General features: G+C 64.4%; 17 protein-coding genes and 1 tRNA gene. 7 read left to right on the top strand and 11 right to left on the bottom strand.

The annotated features are described in order from the left end of the window. Positions 1-303 precede the first annotated feature (303 nt). Positions 304-2,064: a bifunctional metallophosphatase/5'-nucleotidase gene (locus tag LNV23_RS10195; RefSeq protein ID WP_263562873.1), complete on the top strand. Its 1,761-nt coding sequence runs from the start codon at positions 304-306 to the stop codon at positions 2,062-2,064. A gap of 35 nt (positions 2,065-2,099) precedes the next feature. On the opposite strand, the gene LNV23_RS10190 is transcribed toward LNV23_RS10195, so the two are convergent. From LNV23_RS10190 to LNV23_RS10180, 3 genes are all read right to left on the bottom strand, one after another. Beyond that, positions 2,100-2,312: a hypothetical protein gene (locus LNV23_RS10190; protein WP_263562872.1), complete on the bottom strand. Its 213-nt coding sequence runs from the start codon at positions 2,310-2,312 to the stop codon at positions 2,100-2,102. Between the two features lie 144 nt (positions 2,313-2,456). Continuing rightward, a tRNA-Gly gene (locus LNV23_RS10185) sits at positions 2,457-2,530 on the bottom strand. 37 nt (positions 2,531-2,567) lie between these two features. Further along, on the bottom strand, positions 2,568-3,431 hold the full coding sequence (locus LNV23_RS10180; RefSeq protein ID WP_263562871.1) for a DODA-type extradiol aromatic ring-opening family dioxygenase: 864 nt from the start codon (positions 3,429-3,431) through the stop codon (positions 2,568-2,570). A gap of 153 nt (positions 3,432-3,584) precedes the next feature. Between LNV23_RS10180 and LNV23_RS10175 the strand changes: the two genes are divergently transcribed. After that, on the top strand, positions 3,585-6,209 hold the full coding sequence (locus tag LNV23_RS10175) for an ABC transporter permease (protein WP_263562870.1): 2,625 nt from the start codon (positions 3,585-3,587) through the stop codon (positions 6,207-6,209). Between the two features lie 97 nt (positions 6,210-6,306). Here LNV23_RS10175 and LNV23_RS23970 read toward each other — a convergent pair whose 3' ends face one another. The 7 genes from LNV23_RS23970 to LNV23_RS10135 all read right to left on the bottom strand — a co-directional run bounded on the left by LNV23_RS23970 (position 6,307) and on the right by LNV23_RS10135 (position 16,137). Next, positions 6,307-8,340 carry a methyl-accepting chemotaxis protein gene (locus LNV23_RS23970; protein WP_318023227.1) on the bottom strand — a complete coding sequence of 678 codons (2,034 nt, stop codon included), beginning with the start codon at positions 8,338-8,340 and terminating at the stop codon, positions 6,307-6,309. Positions 8,341-8,403: 63 nt separating this feature from the next. Beyond that, positions 8,404-10,575: a methyl-accepting chemotaxis protein gene (locus tag LNV23_RS10160; protein WP_263562869.1), complete on the bottom strand. Its 2,172-nt coding sequence runs from the start codon at positions 10,573-10,575 to the stop codon at positions 8,404-8,406. A gap of 95 nt (positions 10,576-10,670) precedes the next feature. Next, entirely contained in the window at positions 10,671-11,201 is a 531-nt protein-coding gene (locus LNV23_RS10155) for a chemotaxis protein CheW (protein WP_263519478.1), read from the bottom strand. 65 nt (positions 11,202-11,266) lie between these two features. Further along, on the bottom strand, positions 11,267-13,078 hold the full coding sequence (locus LNV23_RS10150; RefSeq protein ID WP_263562868.1) for a methyl-accepting chemotaxis protein: 1,812 nt from the start codon (positions 13,076-13,078) through the stop codon (positions 11,267-11,269). Positions 13,079-13,123: 45 nt separating this feature from the next. Then, positions 13,124-15,244, bottom strand: coding sequence for a chemotaxis protein CheA (locus LNV23_RS10145; RefSeq protein ID WP_263562867.1), 2,121 nt, complete (start codon positions 15,242-15,244; stop codon positions 13,124-13,126). A 25-nt stretch (positions 15,245-15,269) separates the two neighbouring features. Further along, positions 15,270-15,632, bottom strand: a complete 363-nt coding sequence (locus LNV23_RS10140; protein WP_102767284.1) for a response regulator — start codon at positions 15,630-15,632, stop codon at positions 15,270-15,272. A gap of 49 nt (positions 15,633-15,681) precedes the next feature. Then, on the bottom strand, positions 15,682-16,137 hold the full coding sequence (locus tag LNV23_RS10135; RefSeq protein WP_318023226.1) for a hypothetical protein: 456 nt from the start codon (positions 16,135-16,137) through the stop codon (positions 15,682-15,684). 292 nt (positions 16,138-16,429) lie between these two features. On the opposite strand from LNV23_RS10135, the gene LNV23_RS10130 reads away from it, so the two are divergent. From LNV23_RS10130 to LNV23_RS10110, 5 genes are all read left to right on the top strand, one after another. Beyond that, on the top strand, positions 16,430-17,575 hold the full coding sequence (locus tag LNV23_RS10130) for a hybrid sensor histidine kinase/response regulator (protein ID WP_263562865.1): 1,146 nt from the start codon (positions 16,430-16,432) through the stop codon (positions 17,573-17,575). Continuing rightward, positions 17,572-18,219 carry a response regulator gene (locus tag LNV23_RS10125; protein WP_263519486.1) on the top strand — a complete coding sequence of 216 codons (648 nt, stop codon included), beginning with the start codon at positions 17,572-17,574 and terminating at the stop codon, positions 18,217-18,219. Before LNV23_RS10130 ends, LNV23_RS10125 begins: the two co-directional genes overlap by 4 nt. Positions 18,220-18,532: 313 nt before the next feature. Next, on the top strand, positions 18,533-19,783 hold the full coding sequence (locus LNV23_RS10120) for a sensor domain-containing diguanylate cyclase (protein ID WP_263562913.1): 1,251 nt from the start codon (positions 18,533-18,535) through the stop codon (positions 19,781-19,783). A gap of 139 nt (positions 19,784-19,922) precedes the next feature. Next, complete coding sequence (locus LNV23_RS10115) at positions 19,923-21,830, top strand: TonB-dependent receptor plug domain-containing protein (protein ID WP_263562864.1); 1,908 nt, start codon at positions 19,923-19,925, stop codon at positions 21,828-21,830. Continuing rightward, on the top strand, positions 21,827-22,360 hold the full coding sequence (locus LNV23_RS10110; RefSeq protein WP_263562863.1) for a YfiR family protein: 534 nt from the start codon (positions 21,827-21,829) through the stop codon (positions 22,358-22,360). Before LNV23_RS10115 ends, LNV23_RS10110 begins: the two co-directional genes overlap by 4 nt. Positions 22,361-22,406: 46 nt before the next feature. On the opposite strand, the gene murI is transcribed toward LNV23_RS10110, so the two are convergent. Continuing rightward, entirely contained in the window at positions 22,407-23,252 is an 846-nt protein-coding gene (gene murI / locus LNV23_RS10105) for a glutamate racemase (protein ID WP_263562862.1), read from the bottom strand. Positions 23,253-23,357 lie beyond the last annotated feature (105 nt).

Genomic DNA, 23,357 nt, shown 5'->3' with positions numbered 1-23,357 from the left:
GGCCCAATTTTCCAGCGCTTGCCCACTTGGGCGATATCCGGGTGCACCCGGAAGTCGGGGGTGGCGAGCACTGGCTTGCTGGGCATATCTGGCTCCGGTCCGCACTGTGCCCAGTCCATATTGAAGTTCCGTGACAGTGGCGAAGCTTCGTGTCATGCGTTGCGAATTTGCCACGTTCACCGCCGTTCCGAGACAGCATGGCCCGTGTGCGCTGTCATTCCATGTCCATAGCATGTCCGCGTCCGGCTTCCAGGCGCGCCCTTGCGCTGTTTGCCTTCTGATGTTTTGGAGTCTGCCTTGCTCATGTCAGCCATTGCCATTGCCAAGCCCGGGTCACGCGTCATGCGGCAGGCCTCGCCAACTGTTCGCCTGCGCCTTATGGGCAGCTTCGGCCTTGTCGCAGCCTTGCTGAGTGCCTGTGCCAGTCCCGAGCGCATGCCCGATGCTTCCGCACCGCCGGCTGCCGCCGCTGCATCGCGGGAACTCAGCATCTTCTCTATCAACGACTTCCATGGGCACATCCAGCCCAAGTCGCCGACCCCCTTGATGCCGCGTCTGCCCGACCCGCAGACCGGCGAGATCAAGCCGCAGCCGGCGGGTGGCGTCGCCTACTTGGCCGATGCCATGCAAAAGCTGCGTGCGCCGCGCCAGCATTCGGTGTTCGTCGCCGCAGGGGATCTGATTGGTGCGTCGCCCCAGCTCTCATCCTTGCTCAAGGACGAGCCGACTCTGACTGCTTTGGGTGAGCTAGGGCTGGTGGCCACTGCGCTCGGCAATCATGAGCTTGATGCTGGTCTGCCGGAGTTGATGCGCAAAGCGCGCGGCGAGTGCCCGAGCAGCGGTTGCGCCTGGCCCGAGTTCAAAGGACCCGGATTCCCCTATCTGGCGGCCAATCTCTTGGATGCGGCCACCGGCAAGGCGATGTTGCCTAGCCATGTGATCAAGGACGTGGGCGGTTACAAAGTGGCTTTTGTGGGCGCCGTCACGCGCGACACACCCTTGGTCGTCGTGCCTCGGGCCATCACCGGTCTGCGCTTTGCCGACGAAGCCGATACCCTGAACGCCTTGGTGCCTCAGCTGCGAGCCGAAGGCGCGCAGATCCTGGTGGCGGTGATGCATGAAGGCGCCACACAGACGGGCGGTGCCAACGACCCGAGCTATGTCTGCCCCGGTATCCAGGGACGTGGCGTCGACATTGCCCAGCGTCTGGACCCGGCCTATGCCTTGATCATCAGCGGGCACACCCACCAAGCCTACACCTGCAAGATCAATGGCCGCCTGCTGGTGCAAGCAGGCAGCTACGGCGGCTGGGTGACGGAAAGTCGCCTGACCCTCGACACCCAGGGCAAGGTGCTGGATGCGCAGGCCGTCAATCACCCGGTGCTGCAGTCGGCTTACCAGCCCAATCCAGCTTTTGTTGCCCTGGTGCAGCGGGCTGCCGCCTTGACTGCCGCCGTGCGTACCAAGCCGGTGGCGACGCTGAGCCAGGGTGCTCAGCGCAGCGCCCGTGCGCCGTTTGGTGACGGGCCGCTGGGCAATCTGGTGGCCGATTCCCAGCTTGCCTACGCCAAGAAGCGCGGCAGCGCCGATATCGCCTTGATGAACCCGGGTGGCATTCGGGCCGATTTGACGGTCGAATCCGGCCGGCCGGTGACCATGAGCGATCTGTTTGCCATCCAACCCTTTGCCAATGAGCTGGTCGTGATGAGCATCAGCGGCGCGCAGCTGCAGGAGCTGCTGCTGCGTCAGTTGCCGAAGGGAGATGCCCCGGCGCGCTTGCTGCAGATCTCGAGCAGCCTGCGTTACCAATGGACCCATGGCAGTGACGGCCAGCCTCTCCTGCTGGACGTACAGGTCGACGGCAAGGCACTGGACCCGCAGCGCAACTACCGTGTGGTCGTCAACAACTTCATGGCCGACGGCGGCGATGGCCTGAGCGTGCTGCGGCAGGGCAAAGACCGCGTGCCGCTGGGTGTGGACATCGACGCCATGGTGGAGTGGCTGTCGGAGAATCCGGTAGCAGCCATGGCTCAGATCGAGTCGGGTCGCATTCGCAAGCAATGACGGCCGGTCTTGTGGAGGCCGGCCTGGCCTGAGGCTCAGCGCCGGCCTGTTGCGCCGTCCAATTCGGCCAAAACAGCGGCCCAGTCGTCGAAGCTGGATTCGCTGACCTCGAGCCCGTCGAGCCGGGCCGGTGCGTCGTCGCTGAGCGACCAGAGCCGGCTTGCTTGGGCGGGCGCGGTGTTGTGGCCGAGTCCTTGCGTGCCAACTGCGGCGGCCGCGGGCTGCATGTGGAGCTGATTGGATTTCATGCCGTCAGCATCGGGCTTTGCGCGCCGTACGGCCATCCTTCCTGGTGGGGAGAGCACTGTTTGACGCTTGCCCGACTCCTCCTCTTGGGGGGAGTGCCTGAACTTGCCTTAGGAATCAGGCAAGACCTGACCCTACTAGAGAAGTGGAGCGGGCGAAGGGAATCGAACCCTCGTCTTAAGCTTGGGAAGCTTCAGCTCTGCCATTGAGCTACGCCCGCCTGCGCGGCAGTATAGCGAGCGATCTCTCCGCGACGCTCACGGTGGCGCAAGGCGCTCAGCCAGCGCTTCCGCCTGCGGGCCGAAGGCATAGGCATCCATGGCCAGGCAACCGTAGCTGAGGGCGCTGTGGATGCGCTGCGGGACGTGCTCGCTGCCGCCTGCGCCTGCGGCCACATACCAGGGCAGCAGGTGCTCGTCACTGGGGTGCATGGCCACGGCGTGTGGCGCCTGCCGGCGATAGTCGAGGAGGGTGGGCCAATCGAGCGCCGCGCTGCGCTGTGCCCACCATGTCCTGAATTCGGCCGAGGCCGGCAGTTCCCTGGCGTCATAGGCAGGCATCTGGCCGGAAGTGAACAAGAGGCTCAGATTGTGTGTCAGGCTGCCGCTGCCGATGATGAGCACACCCTGCTCGCTGAGTGAGCGCAAGGCCGCGCCGAGCGCAAACTGTTGAGCAGGCGACTGGCTTGCCACAAAGGCCAGGGGCAGCACAGGAATGTCCGCCTCAGGGTAGAGCGAGCGCAAGGGCACCCAGATGCCGTGATCCAAACCGCCCTGGGGCAGGACTTGCAGATTCAGGCCGGCCGCGGCGGCAAGGCCATGGATTTCTTGCGCCAAGGCTGGTGCGCCGGGCGCGTCGTAGCGCAGCTCGTACAAGCGCGGGTCGAAACCGCCGAAATCGTAGATGGCTTCATGCCGGGCCGCAGCCAGCAGCAAGGGCTGGCGCGCCGACGTATGCGCCGAAACGACGACGATGGCGCGCGGCCGGCCGTAGTTTGCATCCAGACTTGCGCCCAGCTGGCGCCAGAACTGGCCGGTCTCATGACCCTCCAGCGCGGTCATGGGCGAACCATGGGACAGGAAGAGACTGGGCAGCGGGCTAGGGTGATTGGAGGTGTCCATATCGCTATTGGGCGCCTGCGGCCGGGCATTTGGGCTGCGACTGCCTGAATGCAGCGTTCAGCCTGCCTGCACGGTGCTGCGCCTGAGGACTCCAGTGACGGGGCTTGGCCTGACGAACGGCAAGTTTGGCGGGGACTCGCTACAGTGCGCAGCATGAATTCAAGCACCGCACCCGCTTTGTCCTCCCAGCCTTTGCTTGCCAGCCACCAGCCGCCTCAGGTCTGGCTCTTGGCTTGGCGCCAGCTCTGGCGCGACTGGCGAGCCGGTGAATTGCGCTTGCTGATGTTGGCGGTTTGCCTGGCGGTGGCAGCTTTGTGCGCGGTCAGCTTCTTGTCGGATCGTCTGGAGCAAGGACTGCGGCGCGATGCTGCTCAGCTGATCGGCGGCGACGCGGTCTTGCTGGCCGACCAGCCAATCCCGGGCGCCTTGCAGGACCTGGCGCGGGCGCAGGGTTTGACCAGCACGCTGAGCAGCAATTTCCCCAGCATGGCCCGAGCTTCCGAGACCCAGGGCGGACGCAGCCGATTGGTGGCGGTGAAGTCCGTCGGAACGGCCTACCCCCTGCGTGGCAGCTTGCTGCTGGCGGACGGCCGCCGAGTGGGCGCACCGGCGGCGGGAACGGTCTGGGTGGACGCTGCCGTCATCGATGCCTTGCAAATCCGTGTGGGCGACTCGCTTTTGTTGGGCGAGAGTACGCTGACCGTCGCCGGCGTGATCGCCACCGAGCCCGATCGAGGCGCCGGTTTCATGAATTTCGCGCCACGCCTGATGTTGGCCGAGTCGGATCTGGCAGCGACGGCCCTGGTGCAGCCGGCCAGTCGCGTCACCTATCGCCTGGCGGTGGCGGCACCCGATGCGTCCGGCCAGGCTGCTGTAGCCGGGGATGCGGTGAAGCAGTTTGTCACGCGTGCCCAGGCCTTGATCGAGCGCTCGGGCTGGCGCGGCGTGCGCCTGGATTCGCTCGAAAGCGGCCGCCCAGAGATGCGCCAGACCCTGGACCGGGCGAGCAAGTTCCTGAAGCTTGTGGCCATGCTGTCGGCGCTGTTGGCGGCCGTTGCTGTGGCCTTGGCCGCACGTGATTTTGCGGCTCGCCATCTCGACGATTGCGCGCTGCTGCGCGTGCTCGGCCAGGCTCAAAAGCGCATCGCCTGGGCCTACAGCATCGAGTTCGGCTTGGCCGGCCTGACGGCCAGTCTGCTCGGCATCTTGCTCGGCTGGGGGCTGCATTTCGCCTTTGTCAGCCTGCTCGCAGGCCTCTTGAATGTCAGCTTGCCCGCGCCCTCGCTCTGGCCCGCGCTGCTGGGCCTGGGTCTGGGCTTGAGCTTGCTGCTGGGCTTCGGCTTGCCGCCGGTGCTGCAGCTGGCAGCCGTGCCGGCTTTGCGGGTGATCCGGCGAGATCTGGGCGGCCTCAAGGCGGGTTCCAGCCTGGTGTTGGTAGCGGGCGTGCTGGGCTTTGCCGGCATCCTGATGGTGCTGGCCGGTGAGCTGACCCTGGGCCTGATTGCGGCCCTGGGTTTCGCCCTGGCCCTGGCTTTGTTCGCGGCCATGGCTTGGTTGGCGGTCTGGCTGCTCAAGCGCTGGGTGCCCCTGGGCGCGAGCGCTGCCCAGGGTGACGGCACTGGCACCGGGCCGACGCTGCCACGTTGGCTGGTGCTGGCGACCCGGCAGGTGGCGGCGCGACCGGGCTTCGCCGTGGTCCAGGTGTCTTCGCTGGCCGTGGGCTTGCTGGCCCTGGCCTTGCTGGTGCTGCTGCGTACCGATTTGATCGACAGCTGGCTCAAGTCCACGCCGGCCAACGCGCCCGATCGTTTCGTCATCAATTTGCAGACCGATCAGGTGCCGGCTTTCCGCACGCAGATCGAAGCGGCCGGTGTGCACAGCTATGACCTGTTTCCCATGATCCGGGGTCGCTTGCTGGCCATCAACGGCCAGCCGGTGCGGCCGCAGCAGTACAGCGACGATCGCGCCCAGCGTCTGGTCGAGCGCGAGTTCAACCTCAGCCACAGCGCCCAGCTGCTCCAGCACAACGCGGTCGTTCAGGGGCAATGGGTCGAGGATGAAGAGGACGGGCTCAGCGTCGAGCAAGGCTTGGCGGAGACCTTGGGCTTGAAGCTCGGTGACCGCCTGCGCTTTGATGTCGCCGGCGTGCCGGTGGAGGGGCGCATCAGTTCCTTGCGCAAAGTGGACTGGTCGTCCATGCGGGTCAATTTCTTCGTGCTGTTCCCGCGCGAGCACATGCCCGACCTGCCCAGCACCTGGGTCTCGGCCTTTCATGCGCCCACAGGAGGCGGTTTGGACCGAGCCTTGAGTAGCGCCATGCCCAATTTGACCGTGGTCGATGTTTCGGCTCAGTTGACCCAGGTGCAGACCGTGCTCAATCAAGTGATCCAGGCGGTACAGCTGCTGTTCGGTTTCACCCTGGCCACGGGCCTGGTGGTGCTGCTGGCCTCGGTGGGCAGCACCCGTGAGGCGCGCACGCGCGAGTTCGCCTTGATGCGGGCTTTGGGTGCCAGCTCGCGGCTGCTGGCCCAGGTGCAACGGGCCGAACTGCTCGGCGTCGGTGCTCTGGCGGGCTTTCTGGCCGGTGCTGTGGCTGTTCTGCTTGGGGCCTTGCTGGCGCGCTTCGCTTTCGGCTTTGCCTGGAACCTCAACCTCTGGGTGCCGCTGTTCAGCTTGGTGGCTGGCGCTTTGCTGGCCCAGCTCGCCGGTTGGTGGAGCTTGCGCGGCGTGCTCCGCCGTCCGGTGATGCAAACCTTGCGCGAGGCCGATACGCAATAAGCGGTTCTTGAGGGCGCCGAAGAGGCAGCAAAAACTAAGGCGCGCTGCCTTGCGGGAGCGCGCCTTGAGCTCGTAAGGCGGGCCGCAGCCCACGCTTTCAGAACGATTGCCAGTCTTCGTCGCTGGTGTCAGCCTTGCTGGCTGCGGGGGCCGGTGCCGGGCTGCTTGAAGCTGTCGCAGGGCGGGCCGCAGCGGTCTTGGCCACCGGTTTGGGGCTGGGGCTCGGGCTGCTGTGAGTGGCAGGCTTTTTGAACTGTGCGGAGCCACTCATGCCGGAGCTGCGTGGGGCTGGGCTGCGCGCAGCCGAACGGCCAGCTTGGCCTTCGTCAGCACCCAGGCGGAACACCGACACCACTTCGGTCAGGCGCTGAGCCTGGTCGCGCAGGCTCTCGGCGGCGGCCGCCGACTCCTCCACCAGCGCCGCATTCTGCTGGGTCATCTGATCGAGCTGCACGACCGCGCCGTTGACTTGCCCGATGCCGTCGCTCTGCTCGCTGGAGGCCGCCGTGATCTCGCCGATGATGTCGGTGACTCGTTGGACACTGGACACGATGTCGTTCATCGAGGCCCCGGCGGCTTCCACCAGCTTGGAGCCGACTTCAACTCGGTCGACACTGGCGCCGATCAGGCCCTTGATCTCTTTGGCTGCCTCGGCGCTGCGCTGCGCCAGGCTGCGCACTTCGCTGGCCACGACGGCAAAGCCCCGGCCTTGCTCGCCGGCCCGTGCGGCTTCGACCGCTGCATTCAGAGCCAGGATATTGGTCTGGAAAGCGATGCCGTCGATCACGCCGATGATGTCGCTGATCTTCTTGGAACTGTTGTTGATTTCGTCCATGGTGGTGACCACCTGGCTGACCACCTCACCGCCCTTGGCCGCGGCCGAGGACGCCGAGGACGCCAGCTGGTTGGCCGTCTGCGCGGCGTCAGCGGTCTGGCGCACGGTGCCGGTCAACTGTTCCATGGAGGAGGCGGCCTGCTGCAGATTGGACGCCGTCTGTTCGGTGCGCTGTGACAAGTCCTGCGCCCCCAAAGCGATCTCGCTTGAGGCCGTGGTGATGGAGTTGCTGGCCGAACGCACATCCAGCAGGATGCGCTGGATCTTCTCGGCAAACATATTGAAGGATGCGGCGATTCGGGAGATCTCATCCCGGCCGCGTTCAGGCAAGCGCTGGGTCAAATCGCCACCGCCGGCGCTGATCTCGTCCAGCGCCGCGCGCACACGTTCAAGGCCGCTCAGCATGGTGGAAATCACGGTGGTCATCAGCGCGCCGGCCAACACCATCACCACCACCAGCACCATGGCGGCGGTCCGCAGCAGCGAGCTCAAGGAGGCCAGCGCCTCACTGCGATCGGCGGCGACGACCAGCACCCAGTCGGTGTTGGCGATGGCCACGCCGCGCAGCAGGAAGTCGCTGCCACCGATGGTGGCATCCACCCAAGGGGCGCCCGTCTCCTGCAATTGTTTCAAGGCTTTGGCATCGAGCTGAGGCGAGAGTTCGCTGACTGGCTTGAGCGCCAACTCGGCATTGGGGTGGGCGACGATGCTGCCCTTGCTGGACATCAGAAAGGCGAAACCATTTGGCGTCGGTTTGATGGCCTTGACCGTGGTGGAGACCTCGTTCAGGAACACGTCGGTGGCAGCCACGGCCTTGGTCGTTCCGCCTTCTTTGACCGCCACGGCAAAAGTTACCACCAGCAGCTTGCGTGCCGCGTCCATATAGGGGTCGGTGATGACCGGGCCGTTGGCATTGGAGGCCAGGGTGTACCAGGGGCGGCCGGTCGGGTCATAGCCCGGCGGTAAATCCTGCGGCGTGTTGAACAACATGCGTTTGTCGGCATGGCCGATATAGGACGCTTCCAATCGGCCCGACTTGGCGGCCTGCACCAAGTAGGGCTTGGGGTCAGCCTCGGCCGCCGCCGGCACCATGGAGTTGACGATGTCACGCTGGGTGCTCACCCATTGATTGATCGTGGCTGCGCGGCCGGCTGCCAGGGCATCGAGGCTGGCCAGTGCGCTGCTGTAGGTGTGGCTCCGCACGATCACATAGTTAGCGATTGTGGCCAAGCTCAGGGTGAGCACCACCACCACAATGCTGAGCGTGATCAGGCGGGTTTTGATGGAATCGAACATGAGGGATCCTCTGCGATGGTCGGAGCGAGGCGGGTAGGGCAGGGGTGCGCAGGTGGCTGCGCGTCAGAAGCTCTCCCAGTCACCCTCTTGCTGGGGCGGACTGGCCGGGCTGCTGGAACGTGCCGGTGCGGGTGTCCGGCTCGGTGGGCTGCTTGCTTCGCCGGCATTCGGAGCAGCTGCAGGCGCCGCGGCCGTTTTCACCGCGGTCTTGGGCTTGCTGGTGGATGTGCTGGCTGGACGGGGGGAAGGCGATGCGGACACCGTCTTGCTTGGGCTGGCCGGCTTGGATCGAGCGGGGCTTTGACTCACCATGCTGGACTTGGCCAAATGGAAGACCGAGACAGCCTCAATCAAGCGCTGCGCCTGATCGCGCAGGCTTTCGGCCGCGGCCGCAGATTCTTCAACCAGGGCGGCATTCTGCTGTGTCATCTGATCAAGCTGCACCACCGACTGGTTGACCTGGCCGATGCCGTCACTCTGCTCACTGGCTGCGGCCGTGATCTCGCCGATGATGTCCTGCACCCGCTGCACGCTGGAGACGATGTCGGTCATGGAGTTGCCGGCTTCGTTGACCAGGCGGGATCCCACCTCGACGCGCTCGACACTGGCGCCGATCAGGGTTTTGATTTCCTTGGCCGCTTCGGCACTGCGCTGTGCCAATGAGCGAACTTCGCTGGCGACGACTGCAAAGCCTCGCCCTTGCTCTCCGGCACGAGCGGCCTCGACAGCCGCATTCAAGGCCAGGATGTTGGTCTGGAAAGCGATGCCGTCGATCACACCGATGATGTCGTTGATCTTGCGCGAGCTGGCATTGATCTCGTCCATGGTGGCGACCACCTGGCCGACCACTTGGCCCCCCTTGGCTGCGGCCGTGGCAGCCGACGACACCAGCTGATTGGCGGTCTGGGCCGAATCGGCTGTTTGCTTGACGGTGCCGGTCAGCTCGGTCATCGAAGAAGCGGCCAGCTGAAGATTGGAGGCCGTCTGCTCCGTGCGCTGGCTGAGGTCTTGATTGCCGGAGGCAATTTCTGCGCTGGCCGTGCCGATCGAATCGGAGGACTGCCGGACTGTGCCGATCGTTTCGGCCAGACGCTCGCGCATGGATTCGGTTTGCTGAATCAGCAGGCCGATTTCGTCATTGCGCTGGCTGATCACCGATTGCGACAGGTCACCCTGGGCGATTGAGCTGATGGCGTCGGTCAAGTCGCCCAGGGGCTTGGTGATCCAGTTGCGCATCATCCAAAACAGGCCGAAGCCCAAGCCGGCCGTGGTCAAACTCAGCATGATCCAGAACGGCACCATGGTGGCCCAGTGCGAAGCCATGGATTCGCTGGGCGAGACCTGGGCGATGATCCAGAAGCCGCCTTGCGGATTGCGCCGGCCGACGGCGAAATAGCTGCCGCCTTTGCCGTTGAGAATATCTGGCGCATCTGCGACGTAGCCGTCCTTGGATGCCATCAGCGCGGTCATGAATTTGTCGAACTCCGGCGACACCTCACTGGCCAGCTTGTTCTTCGCCGTAGGGTGAGACACCAACCGGGCGTTCTTGCCATCGGCGTCCGCTGCAATCGCATAGGTGCCTCCGGACTCGAAGAACTTGGCGTCGGCGGCCATCTTGTCCATGGCTTTCTGGAAGCCCTCCATGTCCAGCGCAATCGCCAGCAGACCGATGATCTTGCCGGCCTCGCTCTTGATCGGGTCGTAGTAAGCCATGAAGACCTTGCCCTCAAGCACCACGCGACCCGCAAATGGCTTGCCCTGCATCAGGCTGGCATAGCCAGGGTGGTTCTTACCCAGCGGGGCGGTGTTGCGCTCGCCAGCGGCATTCTTGAGCGAGGAAGTGATGCGGACGAAGTCGTCGCCCTTGAGCGCGAAGATGGAGGCGGCGCCACCGGTGGTGCCGGCAAACTTGTCCACCTGGGTGGTGTTGCCATTGAGTTTGGGCCCCCAGTCACGCAAATCGCCGGTGGCCTCATCAAGCTGGAACACAGGCCCGAATTCCTGGCGGAAGGTGCCGTAGCTCTGCTGCACCATGGTCTTGGCCACATCGTCCATGGCCGTCATGGAATCGACAAGGGACTGCGTCTTGTCACCCACCCAACTGGTGACCCGCTCGTGTGCCACCCGGGTCAAGAGAAAGCTGACGGCGCCGCTGACGGTCAGCAGTGATCCTGCCAGGGCGATCACGCCCACCATCGAGACGCGCCTTGCGATCGAGGTCACACCTGATGCCATAGTGGCTGCTCCAACGAATGCTTCGAAGACTGTTCCTCCACCGGCGAAGCCGGCAGGGCATGGCATCCCGTCGCCAGTGCTGGCGTGGGCGAAACTTACATGGCCAGAGAGTCCATCAGCCCCATGTCGGCGCTGCTCATCAATCCTTCGATGTCCATCAGAATCAACATGCGGTCACTGACCGTACCGATGCCGGTGATGAAGCTGGTGTCGACCGAGGCAGAACTCAATTCCGGAGCCGGGCGGATCGCGTCGCGGTTCAGTTCCAGCACATCGGAGACCGAGTCCACGACAGCGCCGACCACGCGGTTGCGCACGTTGAGCACGATCACCACGGTAAAGCTGTTGTACTCGGCGCTGGGGCAGCCCAGCTTCAGGCGCAGGTCGACGATGGGGACGATGACACCGCGCAGATTGACCACCCCCTTGATGAAATCGGGCGCGTTGGCAATGCGGGTCGGCGGCTCGTAGGAACGGATCTCCTGGACTTTCAGGATGTCAATGCCGTACTCCTCGGCTCCCAAGCGGAAGGTCAGGTACTCGCCGCTCGCCGGGCCGTGTGCCTTCAGGGCAAGGTTTCCATTGTCCTGGCGCAGCGCCGGCACATTGTCTCGGGTGGTTTCCATGGCTTACCTCGTTGGAAGTTCGGGTTTGACGTGTTGCGAAGGAGGAGGAGGAAGACGACGGGTGATCAGAACGATTCCCAGTCGCCCTCGGCTTGTGCCGGAGCAGGCGCCGGCGAACGAGCTGGGGCGCTGGGGCGCGCGGCCGGTGCCGGTGCGTGCGAGGCCTGGCTTGCTGTCGGGCGTGGGCTGGCAGCAGCAGGCTTCACCATCTTGCTGGCGGCCGGGCGGGGCGCTGCGGCGTGCTGGCTGGCCGATGCAAGTGGGCGAGACTTGCCTGCGCCGAATCCTGCGCCATGTGCGGGCTTGGCTTCGGCCGTGACGCGGAAGCGGTCCACGGCTTCGGCCAGCCGCTCGGCCTGGTCTTTCAGGCTTTCGGCTGCCGCGGCGGATTCCTCCACCAGGGCTGCGTTCTGCTGGGTCATTTGGTCCAGCTGCACCACGGACTGATTGACCTGTCCAATGCCGTCGCTTTGTTCGCTGGCGGCGGCCGAGATTTCGCCAATGATGTCGCTGACGCGCTGCACGCTGGTAACGATCTCGGTCATCGAGGTGCCGGCGTCCTGCACCAAACGCGAGCCGGTTTCGACCCGCTCTACGCTGGCACCGATCAGGGTCTTGATTTCACGCGCAGCCTCGGCGCTGCGTTGGGCAAGCGAGCGAACTTCGCTGGCCACCACGGCAAAACCACGGCCTTGTTCGCCGGCGCGGGCCGCTTCGACGGCTGCATTCAGGGCGAGGATATTGGTTTGGAAGGCGATGCCATCGATCACGCCGATGATGTCGCTGATCTTCTTGGAACTGGTGTTGATTTCGTCCATGGTCGCGACGACTTGGCCCACCACATCACCGCCCTTGGCTGCCGCGGTGGAGGCCGAATTGGCCAACTGGTTGGCGGTACGCGCCGAATCCGCCGTTTGCTTGACCGTGCCGGTCAGTTGCACCATGGAGGAAGCCGCCTGCTGGAGGTTGGATGCGGTCTGCTCGGTGCGGCCCGACAGGTCTTGGTTGCCAGTGGCAATCTCAACCGAGGCCGTGCGAATGCTGTCCGCCGAGACGCGCAGATGACCGACCAGGCTTTGCAGGGCCTGCTGCATGTTCTGCAGCGAGTTCATCAGATGCGAGGCTTCATCTTGTCCGACCACCTCCTTGGCCGTCATGGTCAGGTCACCTTTGGCAATGGCGTCGGCCAAGGCGCCGGCTTCCGCCAGTGGTGTGCAGATGCTCTGCATATTGAGCAAGGTCAGGGGCACCACGATCACCGAGCTGAGAACCAGCACGGCGATGAAAACGGTGAACACCGTGCCTTGCGTGGCCTGGCTGGCCTTCATGGCCTTGTCTGATTCCTGGGCCAGTGATTTGCGCAGTTCAGCCAACAGCTTCTCAGCCTCTTGCGCGTGTTCCTTGGCTGCCTTCAGCGCGGCATTGGCATCGCTGGCGCTGGCCATGCTCCCGGATTCCAACTGCCCGAGGACGGGTTGAGCCTTGGCCACGTAGTCGTTCATCAGGGGCAGGATCTGGCCCAGCACCTTGTTGTTGGCGTCCTCGTGGCCGTGCATCAGCTCCTTGACGTTGTCTTCCAGCGCCTTGCGGGCCTCATCCCATTTCTGATGGTAGGCCTTGACCTGATCGGCTTGGGCATGATTGATCACCATGTCCTTTTCATAGCGCCGCAAATTGCCCATGGCCTCGATCATCAAGGTCATGTGATGGGCATCGCCGACCGACTTGTCCGCGAATTGCTGGCTCTGGCCGCGCAGTGAATTCATGCCGTACAGACCGACACCACCCACGATCAGCAGCAAGGCCAGAACCATGGCAATGGCGCCGATCATGCGGATGCGGATGCTGAACATTCGGAGCATGGCGCTCAAATTCATCGAATACCTCTGTATCTCTTGGGTAAGGAAGCGGCCGAAGCCGGATCAATGGCGCGAACGGCGAACCAGGCTGCCGACGTCCAGGATCAGCGCGACCCGGCCATCGCCCATGATGGTGGCGCCGGAGACATCGGTGACCTTGCGGTAGTTCGCTTCCAAGTTCTTCACCACCACCTGCTGCTGGCCGAGCAGTTCGTCCACCAGCAGCGCGACACGGCCACCTTCGGCCTCGACGACCACCATGATGGAAGAGACATGTTCAAAGTCGAAGCGCGGCACATTGAAGATGGTTTCCAGGCCGATGACAGGCATGTACTCGTCACGCACCTCCACCACGCGGCCCGAGCCGGCCACTGTCTTGATGGTGTCTGCCTGCACTTGGAAGGACTCGACCACAGAGGACAGCGGCAGGATGTAGACCTCCTCGCCGACGCCCACGCTCATGCCGTCCATGATGGCCAGGGTCAGCGGCAGGCGCACCGAGACCTTCATGCCGTAGCCTTCGGCGGAATCGATCTCTACCGTGCCGCCGAGCGACGTGATGTTTCGTTTCACCACGTCCATGCCGACGCCGCGGCCGGAGACGTCGGTGACCTGGTCGGCCGTGGAGAAGCCAGGCGCGAAGATCAAACCCCAGACTTCAGAGTCCGTCATGGTGTCCGGCGCGTCGATGCCCTTTTCACGGGCCTTCTTGATCAGCTTCTCGCGATTCAGGCCGCGACCATCGTCACGCACTTCGATCACGATCGAGCCGCCCTGGTGCGAGGCGACGAGGGTGATGGTGCCTTGCTCAGGCTTGCCCTTGGCGACGCGGTCGGCCGGTTGCTCGATGCCGTGGTCGCAGCTGTTGCGCACCAGATGGGTCAGTGGGTCGGTGATTTTCTCGACCAGACTCTTGTCCAGTTCGGTGGCTTCACCTTGGGTGACCAGCTCGACCTTCTTGCCCAGCTTGGCCGCGAGGTCGCGCAACATGCGCGGGAAACGGTTGAAGACGACCGACATGGGAATCATGCGGATCGACATCACCGACTCTTGCAGATCGCGGGTATTGCGTTCCAGATCGGCCAAGCCGGAAGCCAGTTGCTGGTACAGGCCAGGCGCCAAATCGCGGCTGTTCTGCGCCAGCATGGCTTGGGTGATCACGAGTTCGCCGACCAGATTGATCAGCTGGTCCACCTTCTCGATGGACACCCGCAGTGTGGACTGTTCCATGCCCGCGGCAGCAGGGCGGGCTTCGGCCTTGACGGCTGGGGCCGCGGCCACCACCGGCTTGGCAACTTCAGCCTGCACCTTGAGTTCGGTGCCGGCTTCGGCGCTGTCGGGCACCCCCGGCGCATTGTCGAAGAAGCCGTAGCCGGGGTCGTTGTCTTTCTCTTCCGCAGCTGGAGCTCCCGGAGCGTCGGCATGGAAGCCGAAACCGGGTCCGAAGGGCGTCAGCTTGACCTGTTCTCGGGCCACATGGAAGGTGAACAGATCCAGCAGATCGTTGTCCGAGCTGCCAGTCAGAACTTTGAATCGGCGCACGCCGTCAGCCGCCACCCCACCGTCCAGTGGTTCGATGGTGCCTAGGTCGGTGATTTCTTTGAACAGCTCGACCAAGTTGTCGGCCAGGCTCAGGTCGCTCAGCGGGCCGACTTGCAGTTCCAGTTCGCGGGCGGTTGGCTTGGCCGGCGCTGCTGCACGAGGCGCTGGCGCCGGCGCGGCTGCTGCGGCCTTGGGCGCAGGGGCCGGCGCTGCGGCCTGCTCGCCTTCGACAAAGCTGCGGATGCTGACCAGCAGATCGCTGGTGTCCACGGCGGCGGCACCGGAGCCTTGGTGGCGGCCCAGCTGGGCACGCAAGGCATCACCGGACTGCAAGAGCACGTCGACCATGGGCGACGTGGCGTTGAGCTCATGGCGGCGCAGCTTGTCGAGCAGCGTCTCCATCTGGTGAGTCAGCTCAGCCACATCGCTGAAGCCGAAGGTCGCGGCACCGCCCTTGATGGAGTGGGCGCAGCGGAAAATCGCGTTGAGCTCTTCGTCGTCGGCGGTTTCGACATTCAGGTTCAGCAGCAGCTGCTCCATGGTGTCGAGATTCTCGGCCGCCTCTTCGAAGAAGACTTGGTAAAACTGGCTCAGGTCGATGCCGGCGCTCAGGCTGGCGCCCTCGGAGGTCATATCACCCATGCTTTGCTCCAGTGTGGTGAGGGCATCAACGGATGACTTTGCCGATGACTTCGATCAGCTTGGCCGGGTCAAAGGGCTTCACCAACCAACCCGTGGCACCGGCGGCGCGGCCGGCCTGCTTCATCTGGTCGCTGGACTCGGTGGTCAGGATCAGGATCGGCGTGGTCTTGAACTTCGGGTTGTCGCGCAGCTTCTTGGTCAGGCTGATGCCATCCATGCGCGGCATGTTCTGGTCGGTCAGCACCAAGTCAAAGTCACGCGTGCCGGACTTTTCCAGGGCGTCCTGGCCATCCACGGCCTCGACCACATTGAAGCCTGCGTTCTTCAGTGTGAAGGAGACCATCTGGCGCATCGAGGCCGAATCGTCCACAGCAAGAATTGAGTGCATTGTTGTTTCTCCGGGTATCAAGCTGGTTTCGGAAAATTACTGGGGTTCTTTAGAACAATTCGACTGAACCGGCGTCCATCTCATCTTGCGTGACCGGATTCGGCCGCAGCGGAGCGATTTCCACCACGGCAGCACCGTCTTCGTCATCGCCAAAGGTATCGCGCGCCAGCTGGTCCGCGCAGTTGCGCAAGCGCTGGCTGGTGTGGGCGATCAGCTGGGTGGCCATGTCCTGGAACTGCAGCGCGGTGATTGCGCCGGCAATGTCCAGCATGACCTTCTGTAGTACCGGGGCGTGGCCATCACCAGGGGATTCGGCCCCGTTCAACAGGCCATGTACATGCCCGGATGCACTGTAGAAGTGGGTGGACAAGGCTTCACCTGCGTCATCGAGCAGGCGTTGCAGGCGCTCCAGGTCATTGGTGACCGTCATCAGGTGATCCTGGAGCTCGGCCGCAGCCAGCAGCGGCGTCATCCCCTGTTCGGGTGGGTCAGGCGTTTCATTCATCAGCATCTTTGCTCCACGCTTATGGACCTGCCAAGCGCAAGACCTGACCCCGTTTCGGGGCAGTGTCTTGGCCCAGCGGGGCGACCGGTTCTTGCGAGCATCTTCGGCAATTCCTGCAGAACTGTCGACAGGACAATGGACGCATAACCGGCCTATTTGTGTGATTCGACAACGGCGACGAAGTAAATATAAGGGTAAACCCTTTGTTGGCGTCGCTTCCTCGTTGATTCGTGCCAATGCCGCACCTGTCACGGACCGAGTAGTTCATCCATTCCCGGCATACTCGCCCCCCATGACGATCTCTACCGCTGATCGCCGGCTGCGCGTGTTGCATATAGAAGACTCTGAGCTCGATCACCAATTGATCATGGCTCAGCTGCGCCGTGCCGGTTTGAATTTGGAATTGCACCGTGTGGACACTTTGGCCGAGGTGCGACAGGCGCTCGATGAGCCCTGGGATGCCGTGATCTCTGACTACAACCTGCCCGGCTTCTCCGGCTTGTTGGTTCTGGACATGCTGAAGGAGAGCAAGCGCCTGCTGCCCTTTGTGTTGGTGTCCGGCGAAATTGGTGAAGACACGGCGGTGGCGGCGATGCGTACGGGCGCCTCTGACTATTTGCTCAAGAAAGATCTGGCGCGGCTGGCGCCGGCTTTGCTGCACGCCATTGAAGCCTGCGAGTCGGAGCGAGCGCGCATCGAGGCCGACCGTGAGTTGCTCAAGTCGAAGCAACGTCTGCACGAGCTTGCGGGTCATTTGCAGACCAGTGTTGAGATGGAGCGTGCAGCGATCGCGCGAGAGATTCACGACGATGTCGGCGGCTCCTTGACGGCACTGAAGTTCGACCTGGCGTGGATCAATCGCCACGCCCAGGATCCGGCCGTTCTGCAGCGGGTGCAATCGGCGCTGGAGACCGTGACCTCAGCCATCGAGGCCAGCCAGCGCATCATGCACAACCTGAGGCCGGCCATTCTGGAGCAGGGCTTGGTGGCCGCCGTGCAATGGATGGCGGCGCGCTTCGAGCGCCGCACCGGCATCGTCACGACCATGCGCACCAGCCATGATCAGATGCAGCTGCCGGCGGGCGTGCCCTTGGTGGCCTATCGCACGGCCCAAGAGGCTTTGACCAATGTCTCCAAGCATGCTCAGGCCACGCGGGTTCATATCGAGCTGAGCGTGGACTCCGGCGTGCTAACGCTGGAGCTCAGCGACAATGGGGTCGGCATCGCTGCGGGCGCCTTGGCCAAGGCGCGCAGTTTTGGCATTCGCGGCTTGCACGAGCGCGCCGCAACGGTAGGAGGTTGGGTGGACTTGAGCAGCAACAGCAAGGGCACGAGCCTGATTCTTTCGGTGCCACTGATGGCTGACGCCATGGATCAGTTGGGCGGCGATGAGGGCGCGGCGGTCGCGCATGATCCGTCGGCATGGGGTGGCGCATGATCAAGGTGATTCTCTGCGACGACCATGCCTTGATTCGCCGCGGCATTCGCGACACCTTGTCCGACGTGCCCGATATCGAGGTGATTGGCGAGGCCGGTGACTATGGCGAGTTGCGCAGCCTGCTGCGCGATCTCGGGCCCAATGCGGCGGTCGATGTGCTGGTGCTGGACATCAATATGCCGGGCCGCAGTGGGCTGGATGTCCTGCATGTGATGAAGGACGAAGGCACGGCGATCCGGACGCTGATTGTGTCCATGTACCCGGAGGACCAGTACGCGATCCGCGCTCTGCGGGCCGGGGCTTTCGGCTACGTCAACAAGGGCGGTGATCCGCAGGTGCTGGTGCAGGCCGTGCGCACGGTGGCCCAGGGGCGCAAATACGTGACTCCGGAGATTGCGCAGATGCTGGTCGAAAGCCTGACCGCGCCAGTCAGCGAACAGGCGCACCAGAAGTTGTCTGATCGCGAATTGCAAACCCTGGTCATGATCGCCTCTGGCAAACGCCTGTCGGACATCGCCGAAGAGCTCATGCTCAGTCCCAAGACCGTCAGCGTCTACCGAGCCCGTGTGCTGGAGAAGCTGGCCCTGGCCAACAACTCCGAGCTGACGGTCTACGCCATCCGAAACGGCCTGGTCGCCAGCTGAGACGCCTGCCAGCGAGGTGCGCATCCCACTCGCCGCTGTGTGGTGCTCCATACCTCGGCGAGCCGGGCTAAGGCGGCATATGACCGCGCTGTTTCCCCGATAGACCGGCCCGGCTGGATGGTAAAAAATGTCGCTTGTGACTGGCGCATGTTGCGCCGGGCCAGGTTGGGCATGATCGATGAGCGTCGCAAGAAGCAGCAAGAGTGCCCCTGCGCATACAGCGGGGCCGGAAATGCCATCTGTCAGTGGGGCCAAGGCTGGGGCTGCTGTTGCGGTCAGCTCACCCGTCCGGGGTGAGATTCAGTATTCCTTGGTGCGTCGCCTGACGCGCCTGAATCTGCAGGTCCTTTCCATTGCCATGGTGTTGAGCTTCGGCCTGATCGCCGCCATGCTCTGGCTGGGAGCCCGGGAAAGGCAGGCCCACAGCGCAGAGCTCAGCGCCCAGTTGCTGGCCAACAGTCTGGCGCCCATGCTGGTCTTCGAGGACCGAGCGGCTGCCAGCGCCGAACTGGCGGCCTTCGTCCGGCGTGGCGAAGTGTTGGAAGTGCGAGCTTTGAGCGCTGCCCGGACACCTTTTGTCCAGTGGTCGGCCGGCAGCCCTGCTGCGCAGCTGCACAGCATTCCGAGCGGGCTGGATCAGGCCCAGTCCATCCGCTTTATGCGCCTGGCTGAGGTGGAGGTTTGGGTGCCTGTGAAGCTCAAGGGTGAATGGGTCGGCAGCTTGGTCTTGCGCGAGAGCTTGCAGGAGCTGCAACGGCTGGTGCTGAAGATGGTCAGTGCGGCCGCCTTGTTGATCGCAGTTGCCATCGCCATCGCCTGGCGGGCTCTACGCCGTGTTCAGCGCCGAGCATTGGCGCCCATTGTGGAACTGTCGCGCTTGGCTGAGCAGGTGTCTGCGGATCAGGATTTCACCCGTCGCGCCATCGTCCACTGGCCCGATGAGGTCGGACGGCTGAGTGAACGTTTCAACCAGATGCTCCAGCGCGTCGAGACCACGCAGGCCGAACTGAATCTGCGCCTGCGCCAAGAGCAGGAGGCCGGCCAGCAATTCGAGCAGCTGGCCCACCGGGATGCCCTGACTCAGCTGCCCAATCGCTTGTATTTCCAGTCAGCGCTGGAGCGGCACATGGCCGCCAGCTGCCAGAACGTCGAGCTGATGGCCCTGATGTTCATCGATCTCGACAACTTCAAGACCGTCAATGACAAACATGGCCATGAGGCCGGTGACGAGGTGCTGCGCGAGGTGGCTCGACGCATGAGTCGTGTCCTGCGCGGCAACGATGTGCTGTGCCGCCTGGGCGGTGACGAGTTCGGCCTGATCCTGCCGGCATTGCCCAATGACACGGCCGCCGAGCAGTTGGCCGTGCGCCTGATCGCTGCGGTACGCGAGCCGCTCTACGTGGGCGAGCATCTCATGCCCATCGGTGCCACGGTCGGTTTGGCGTTTTGCCCGACCGATGAGGTCGATGCGGCTCATTTGTTGGTGGCAGCCGATGTGGCTATGTATGCCGCCAAGCGCGCGGGCAAGAACACCTTCCGGCGCGCCAGCCATGCAAGCAGCTGAGCACCCTGCAGGGTGGCCTCAACGCGCTGCTCGCGCTGTCGCCCAGGCCGGTGTGGCTACGGCTTTGTGTGGAGGGCTGCTCTCAGCGAATGCGCATGCCGCAGACCCGCAGCCCGAGGTTTTGGAGGCCAATGTCGGCTTGGATCTGGGTTTGGAAGACCTGTTGCGCCAGGGGCTCAAGGCTGTACCGCAGGCGGTGCAGGTGTCCACCGCCTCGCGCTTTGCACAAAGCACTCAGCAAGCCCCGGCGCAGACCTATGTGCTCACCGATGCCGAGATTCGCGCCTACGGCCTGCGCAGCATGGCCGACATCCTCAATTGCCTGCCGGGCCTGTTCACCACCAGCAATGGCAATTTCGTTTACGTGGCTGCGCGCGGCCTGGGCCGGCCCGGTGATTTCAATGCCCGCCTGCTCTTGATGATCGACGGGGTGCGCGTCAACGAGAACATCTTCGACGCCGCCCTGATCGGGCCGGAGTTCTACGTCGATGTGGATTTGATCGACCGGGTCGAGTTCACGCCCGGGCCGGGTTCGGCCTTGTATGGCAATAACGCATTCTTTGGTGTGATCCAGGTGCAGACCAAGCGGGCCGACAAGCTGGCCGGCCTGCGCGCCCGCCTGGCGCTCAATTCGCAGCGTGGCGGCAGCTGGCAAGCCAGTGCCGGTCAGCGCCTGGACAGCGGTGCCGAGGGCTGGATCTCGATCTCGGGCTTTCAGCAGGACCGTATACCTTTGAGCAGCCCGGCGCCTGCCGAATGGGTCGATCGTCTGCGCGATCACAACTGGGACCATGGCACCCGTCTGCTCGCCCGCGCCAGCATGTCGGGCTGGAGCTTCCGTGCCGGCCACAGCGAGCGCGTGCGCGGGAATGCCTCGCCGCTGGACCCGACGCGCCCGGGCTCGGGCATCGGCCAAGGTCGCTCGATCTACTTCAACCAGTTCGCAGCTCTGGGCTACGAGGGCGCGCTGGGCGCCGATTGGGATTTGACCGTCGAGGCCTCCAGCAAGGTCTTGCAATCCCGTCGCCGCGATCCCCTGGAGCAGCCGGAGCGGCCGCCTCTGGAGTTGGAGACCTTGTCCGAGGGGCAGTGGGATGAATTCGCCCTGCGTCTGGGTAGCTCTGCCTGGCGCGGGCACTATGTGCTTGGCGGCCTGGAGTGGCAGCGTGACCGGCTGCAGCGCATCGCTCTCGGGGCGAGAGGCCTGCCGCCTGATTTGAATTTCACCTCGGCGTCCGAGCGCCTTGGCGTGTTTGTGCAAGACGAGTGGCAGCTTCACGCCCAGCATCGCTTGGTGCTGGGCCTGCGTTGGGACCACGACCGCCGGGCCGACGGTGCACGCCTCAATCCGCGATGGGCCTGGGTCTGGCAGCTGAGCCCGGAGGCCAATCTCAAGCTGATGCAGGGCAGTGCCTACCGTGCCCCCAATTTCTACGAATTCCGCAGCAACCAGGCGCCGGGCTTGCCCGCGCTGGAAGCTGAGCGCACGCGCAGCTTGGAGCTAGCGCTGGAGCACCGCCTGACGCCACAGTTGCAGTACCGCGCCTCTGTCTACCGCGCACGTATGACGGGCTTGATCAGCCAGGTGTTGAATCCAGACACGGGGCTCAGCTTCATCAACAGCGAGGGTGTGCGCAGCCGGGGCCTGGAACTGGGCTTGGAAAAGCGTTGGGATGGCGGTGCGCGCTTGCAGATGGGCTTGTCGCTGCAGTACAGCCGCGAGCTGGGCAGCGAAGTCGAGCTCGACAATTCGCCGCGCCGCCTGTTCAAGCTGGCCTACAGCCAGCCGCTCTGGCGTGATGACCTGCAGCTGGGCTGGCAGACCCAGGCCATGAGTCGCCGCAAAGTGCCGGCCGGCAGTCTGCCGGGCCATGCCTTGCACCATCTGCACCTGCTTTGGCGCCAAAGCGCTGACAGCGAATGGTCGCTGGGCCTGCGCAACCTCACGGGCCTGCGCTATGCCGACCAGCCCGATGTGGGCGCACCACCGCTTTGGCAGGAAGGCCGCGTGCTGCGCCTGCAGTTCAACCATCGGTTGGGATCATGAAGCGCTGGCGGAGTTCATGGCGCGGGCTGTGCCTGCTCTTGCCCTTGCTGTGGGCTGCCGGGGAGGCTCGTGCGCATCCCGGCCAGGAGGAGGCGCAGCTCAAGGCCGCTTTCATCTACCGCTTTGCACAGTTCACGCAGTGGCCACCGCCACCGCCGGGCCGCGAGTTCAATTACTGCGTGGCGGGCGACCGCGAGCTGCAAGACGCCATGCGGGTGGTGGCGCAAAAGCCCATGGGCCAGGCCGCGGGGCGGGTCTTGGTGCTGGGCTCGCCGGCCGAGGCGGGGCCCTGCCATGTGCTGGTGTTGGGCTTTGCCGGGCGCCAGGAGCTGCAGCTCTGGCTGGACGCTTTGGCCGACAGCCCCTTGCTGGTGGTCGGCGCCAGCGCCGAGGCCTTTCGGGCCGGCGCCATCATCGCCCTGGTGCTGGAGCCCAATGGCATGGCCTTTCGCATCAACCACAGCGAGGCCAAGCGGCGCGGCCTGATGCTCAGCTCGCAGATGCTGAAGCTGGCGCGCGAGGTGAAGTAGGGGGCCCTAGCCCTGGACCGCCCTGGCGTGCTGCAAGAGGCCGCCCTCAAGCCTGCACGCGGGCGGCTTGCGCGGTTGGCCAGGCCAGGACCTCGCGCACAAAATCCTGCAGCCGGGCGGCCTCGCCGGTGGTTTCCAGCCGCAGAACGGGCTGGCTGCTGCGCGCCTCTGCCTGCCTGCCCCACAAGGCTGCCGCGCGCTGGGCCACGGCGGTTTCGATATTGAGCAGCTGCACCTGTGGCCCGAGGGCGCGCTGCAGGGCTGGCTGCACCAGCGGGTAGTGGGTGCAGCCCATCAGTACCGTGTCCACGCCGGCCTCGCGCAGGGGCTGGCAAAGCCGGTCCAGCAGGGCGTGAAGCTCGGGCGTGTCCAGCTGTCCCCGTTCGATCAGGTCGACCAGGCCGGGGCAGGGCTGGCTGAACACCTCAATGCCCTCGGCATGACGGCTGATCAAGTCCTGGTAGCGCGCGCTGGCGATGGTGGCCACGGTGGCAAGCACGCCGATCCGTGAGCCTCGCTGGCTGTTTGTGCGTGCCAGGCTGGCCGCAACCGCCGGCTTGATGCCGGGCTCAGTGCCGACGATGGGCAGTTCGGGCCAGCGTTGGCGTAACGTGGCGATGGCGTGCGCCGTGGCGGTGTTGCAGGCGACCACCAGCATGCCTGCGCCCTGGCTCACCAGGTAGTCGGCCAGGCGCTGGCTGCGCTCGCGGATGAAGTCAGGGCTGCGCGGGCCGTAGGGCGCGTGGGCGGCGTCGGCCACATAGTGCAGAGCCGCCTGGGGCAGCGCTTGCTGCAGGGCACGCAGCACGGTCAGGCCGCCGACGCCGGAATCGAAAACGCCGATGGTGGCCGCGGGCGAACGTGCCGCGGCGAGGGGAGGGGTGCTGCTCATGCTCATTGGGGGCTGCAGTCTAGCGGCAGCCTGACGCGACTCTGGCTTCATGCTTAGAATGGAACGATCGTGCTTTTTTGGCTGCATCCCCGATGTTGGCAAAGA

It is taken from the genome of Kinneretia sp. DJ1R-11 (genome assembly GCF_025717595.1).
Taxonomy (GTDB): domain Bacteria; phylum Pseudomonadota; class Gammaproteobacteria; order Burkholderiales; family Burkholderiaceae_C; genus Paucibacter_A.
Note: the sequence above shows the minus strand (reverse complement) of the source record. Positions and strands in the feature narration are given on the sequence as shown.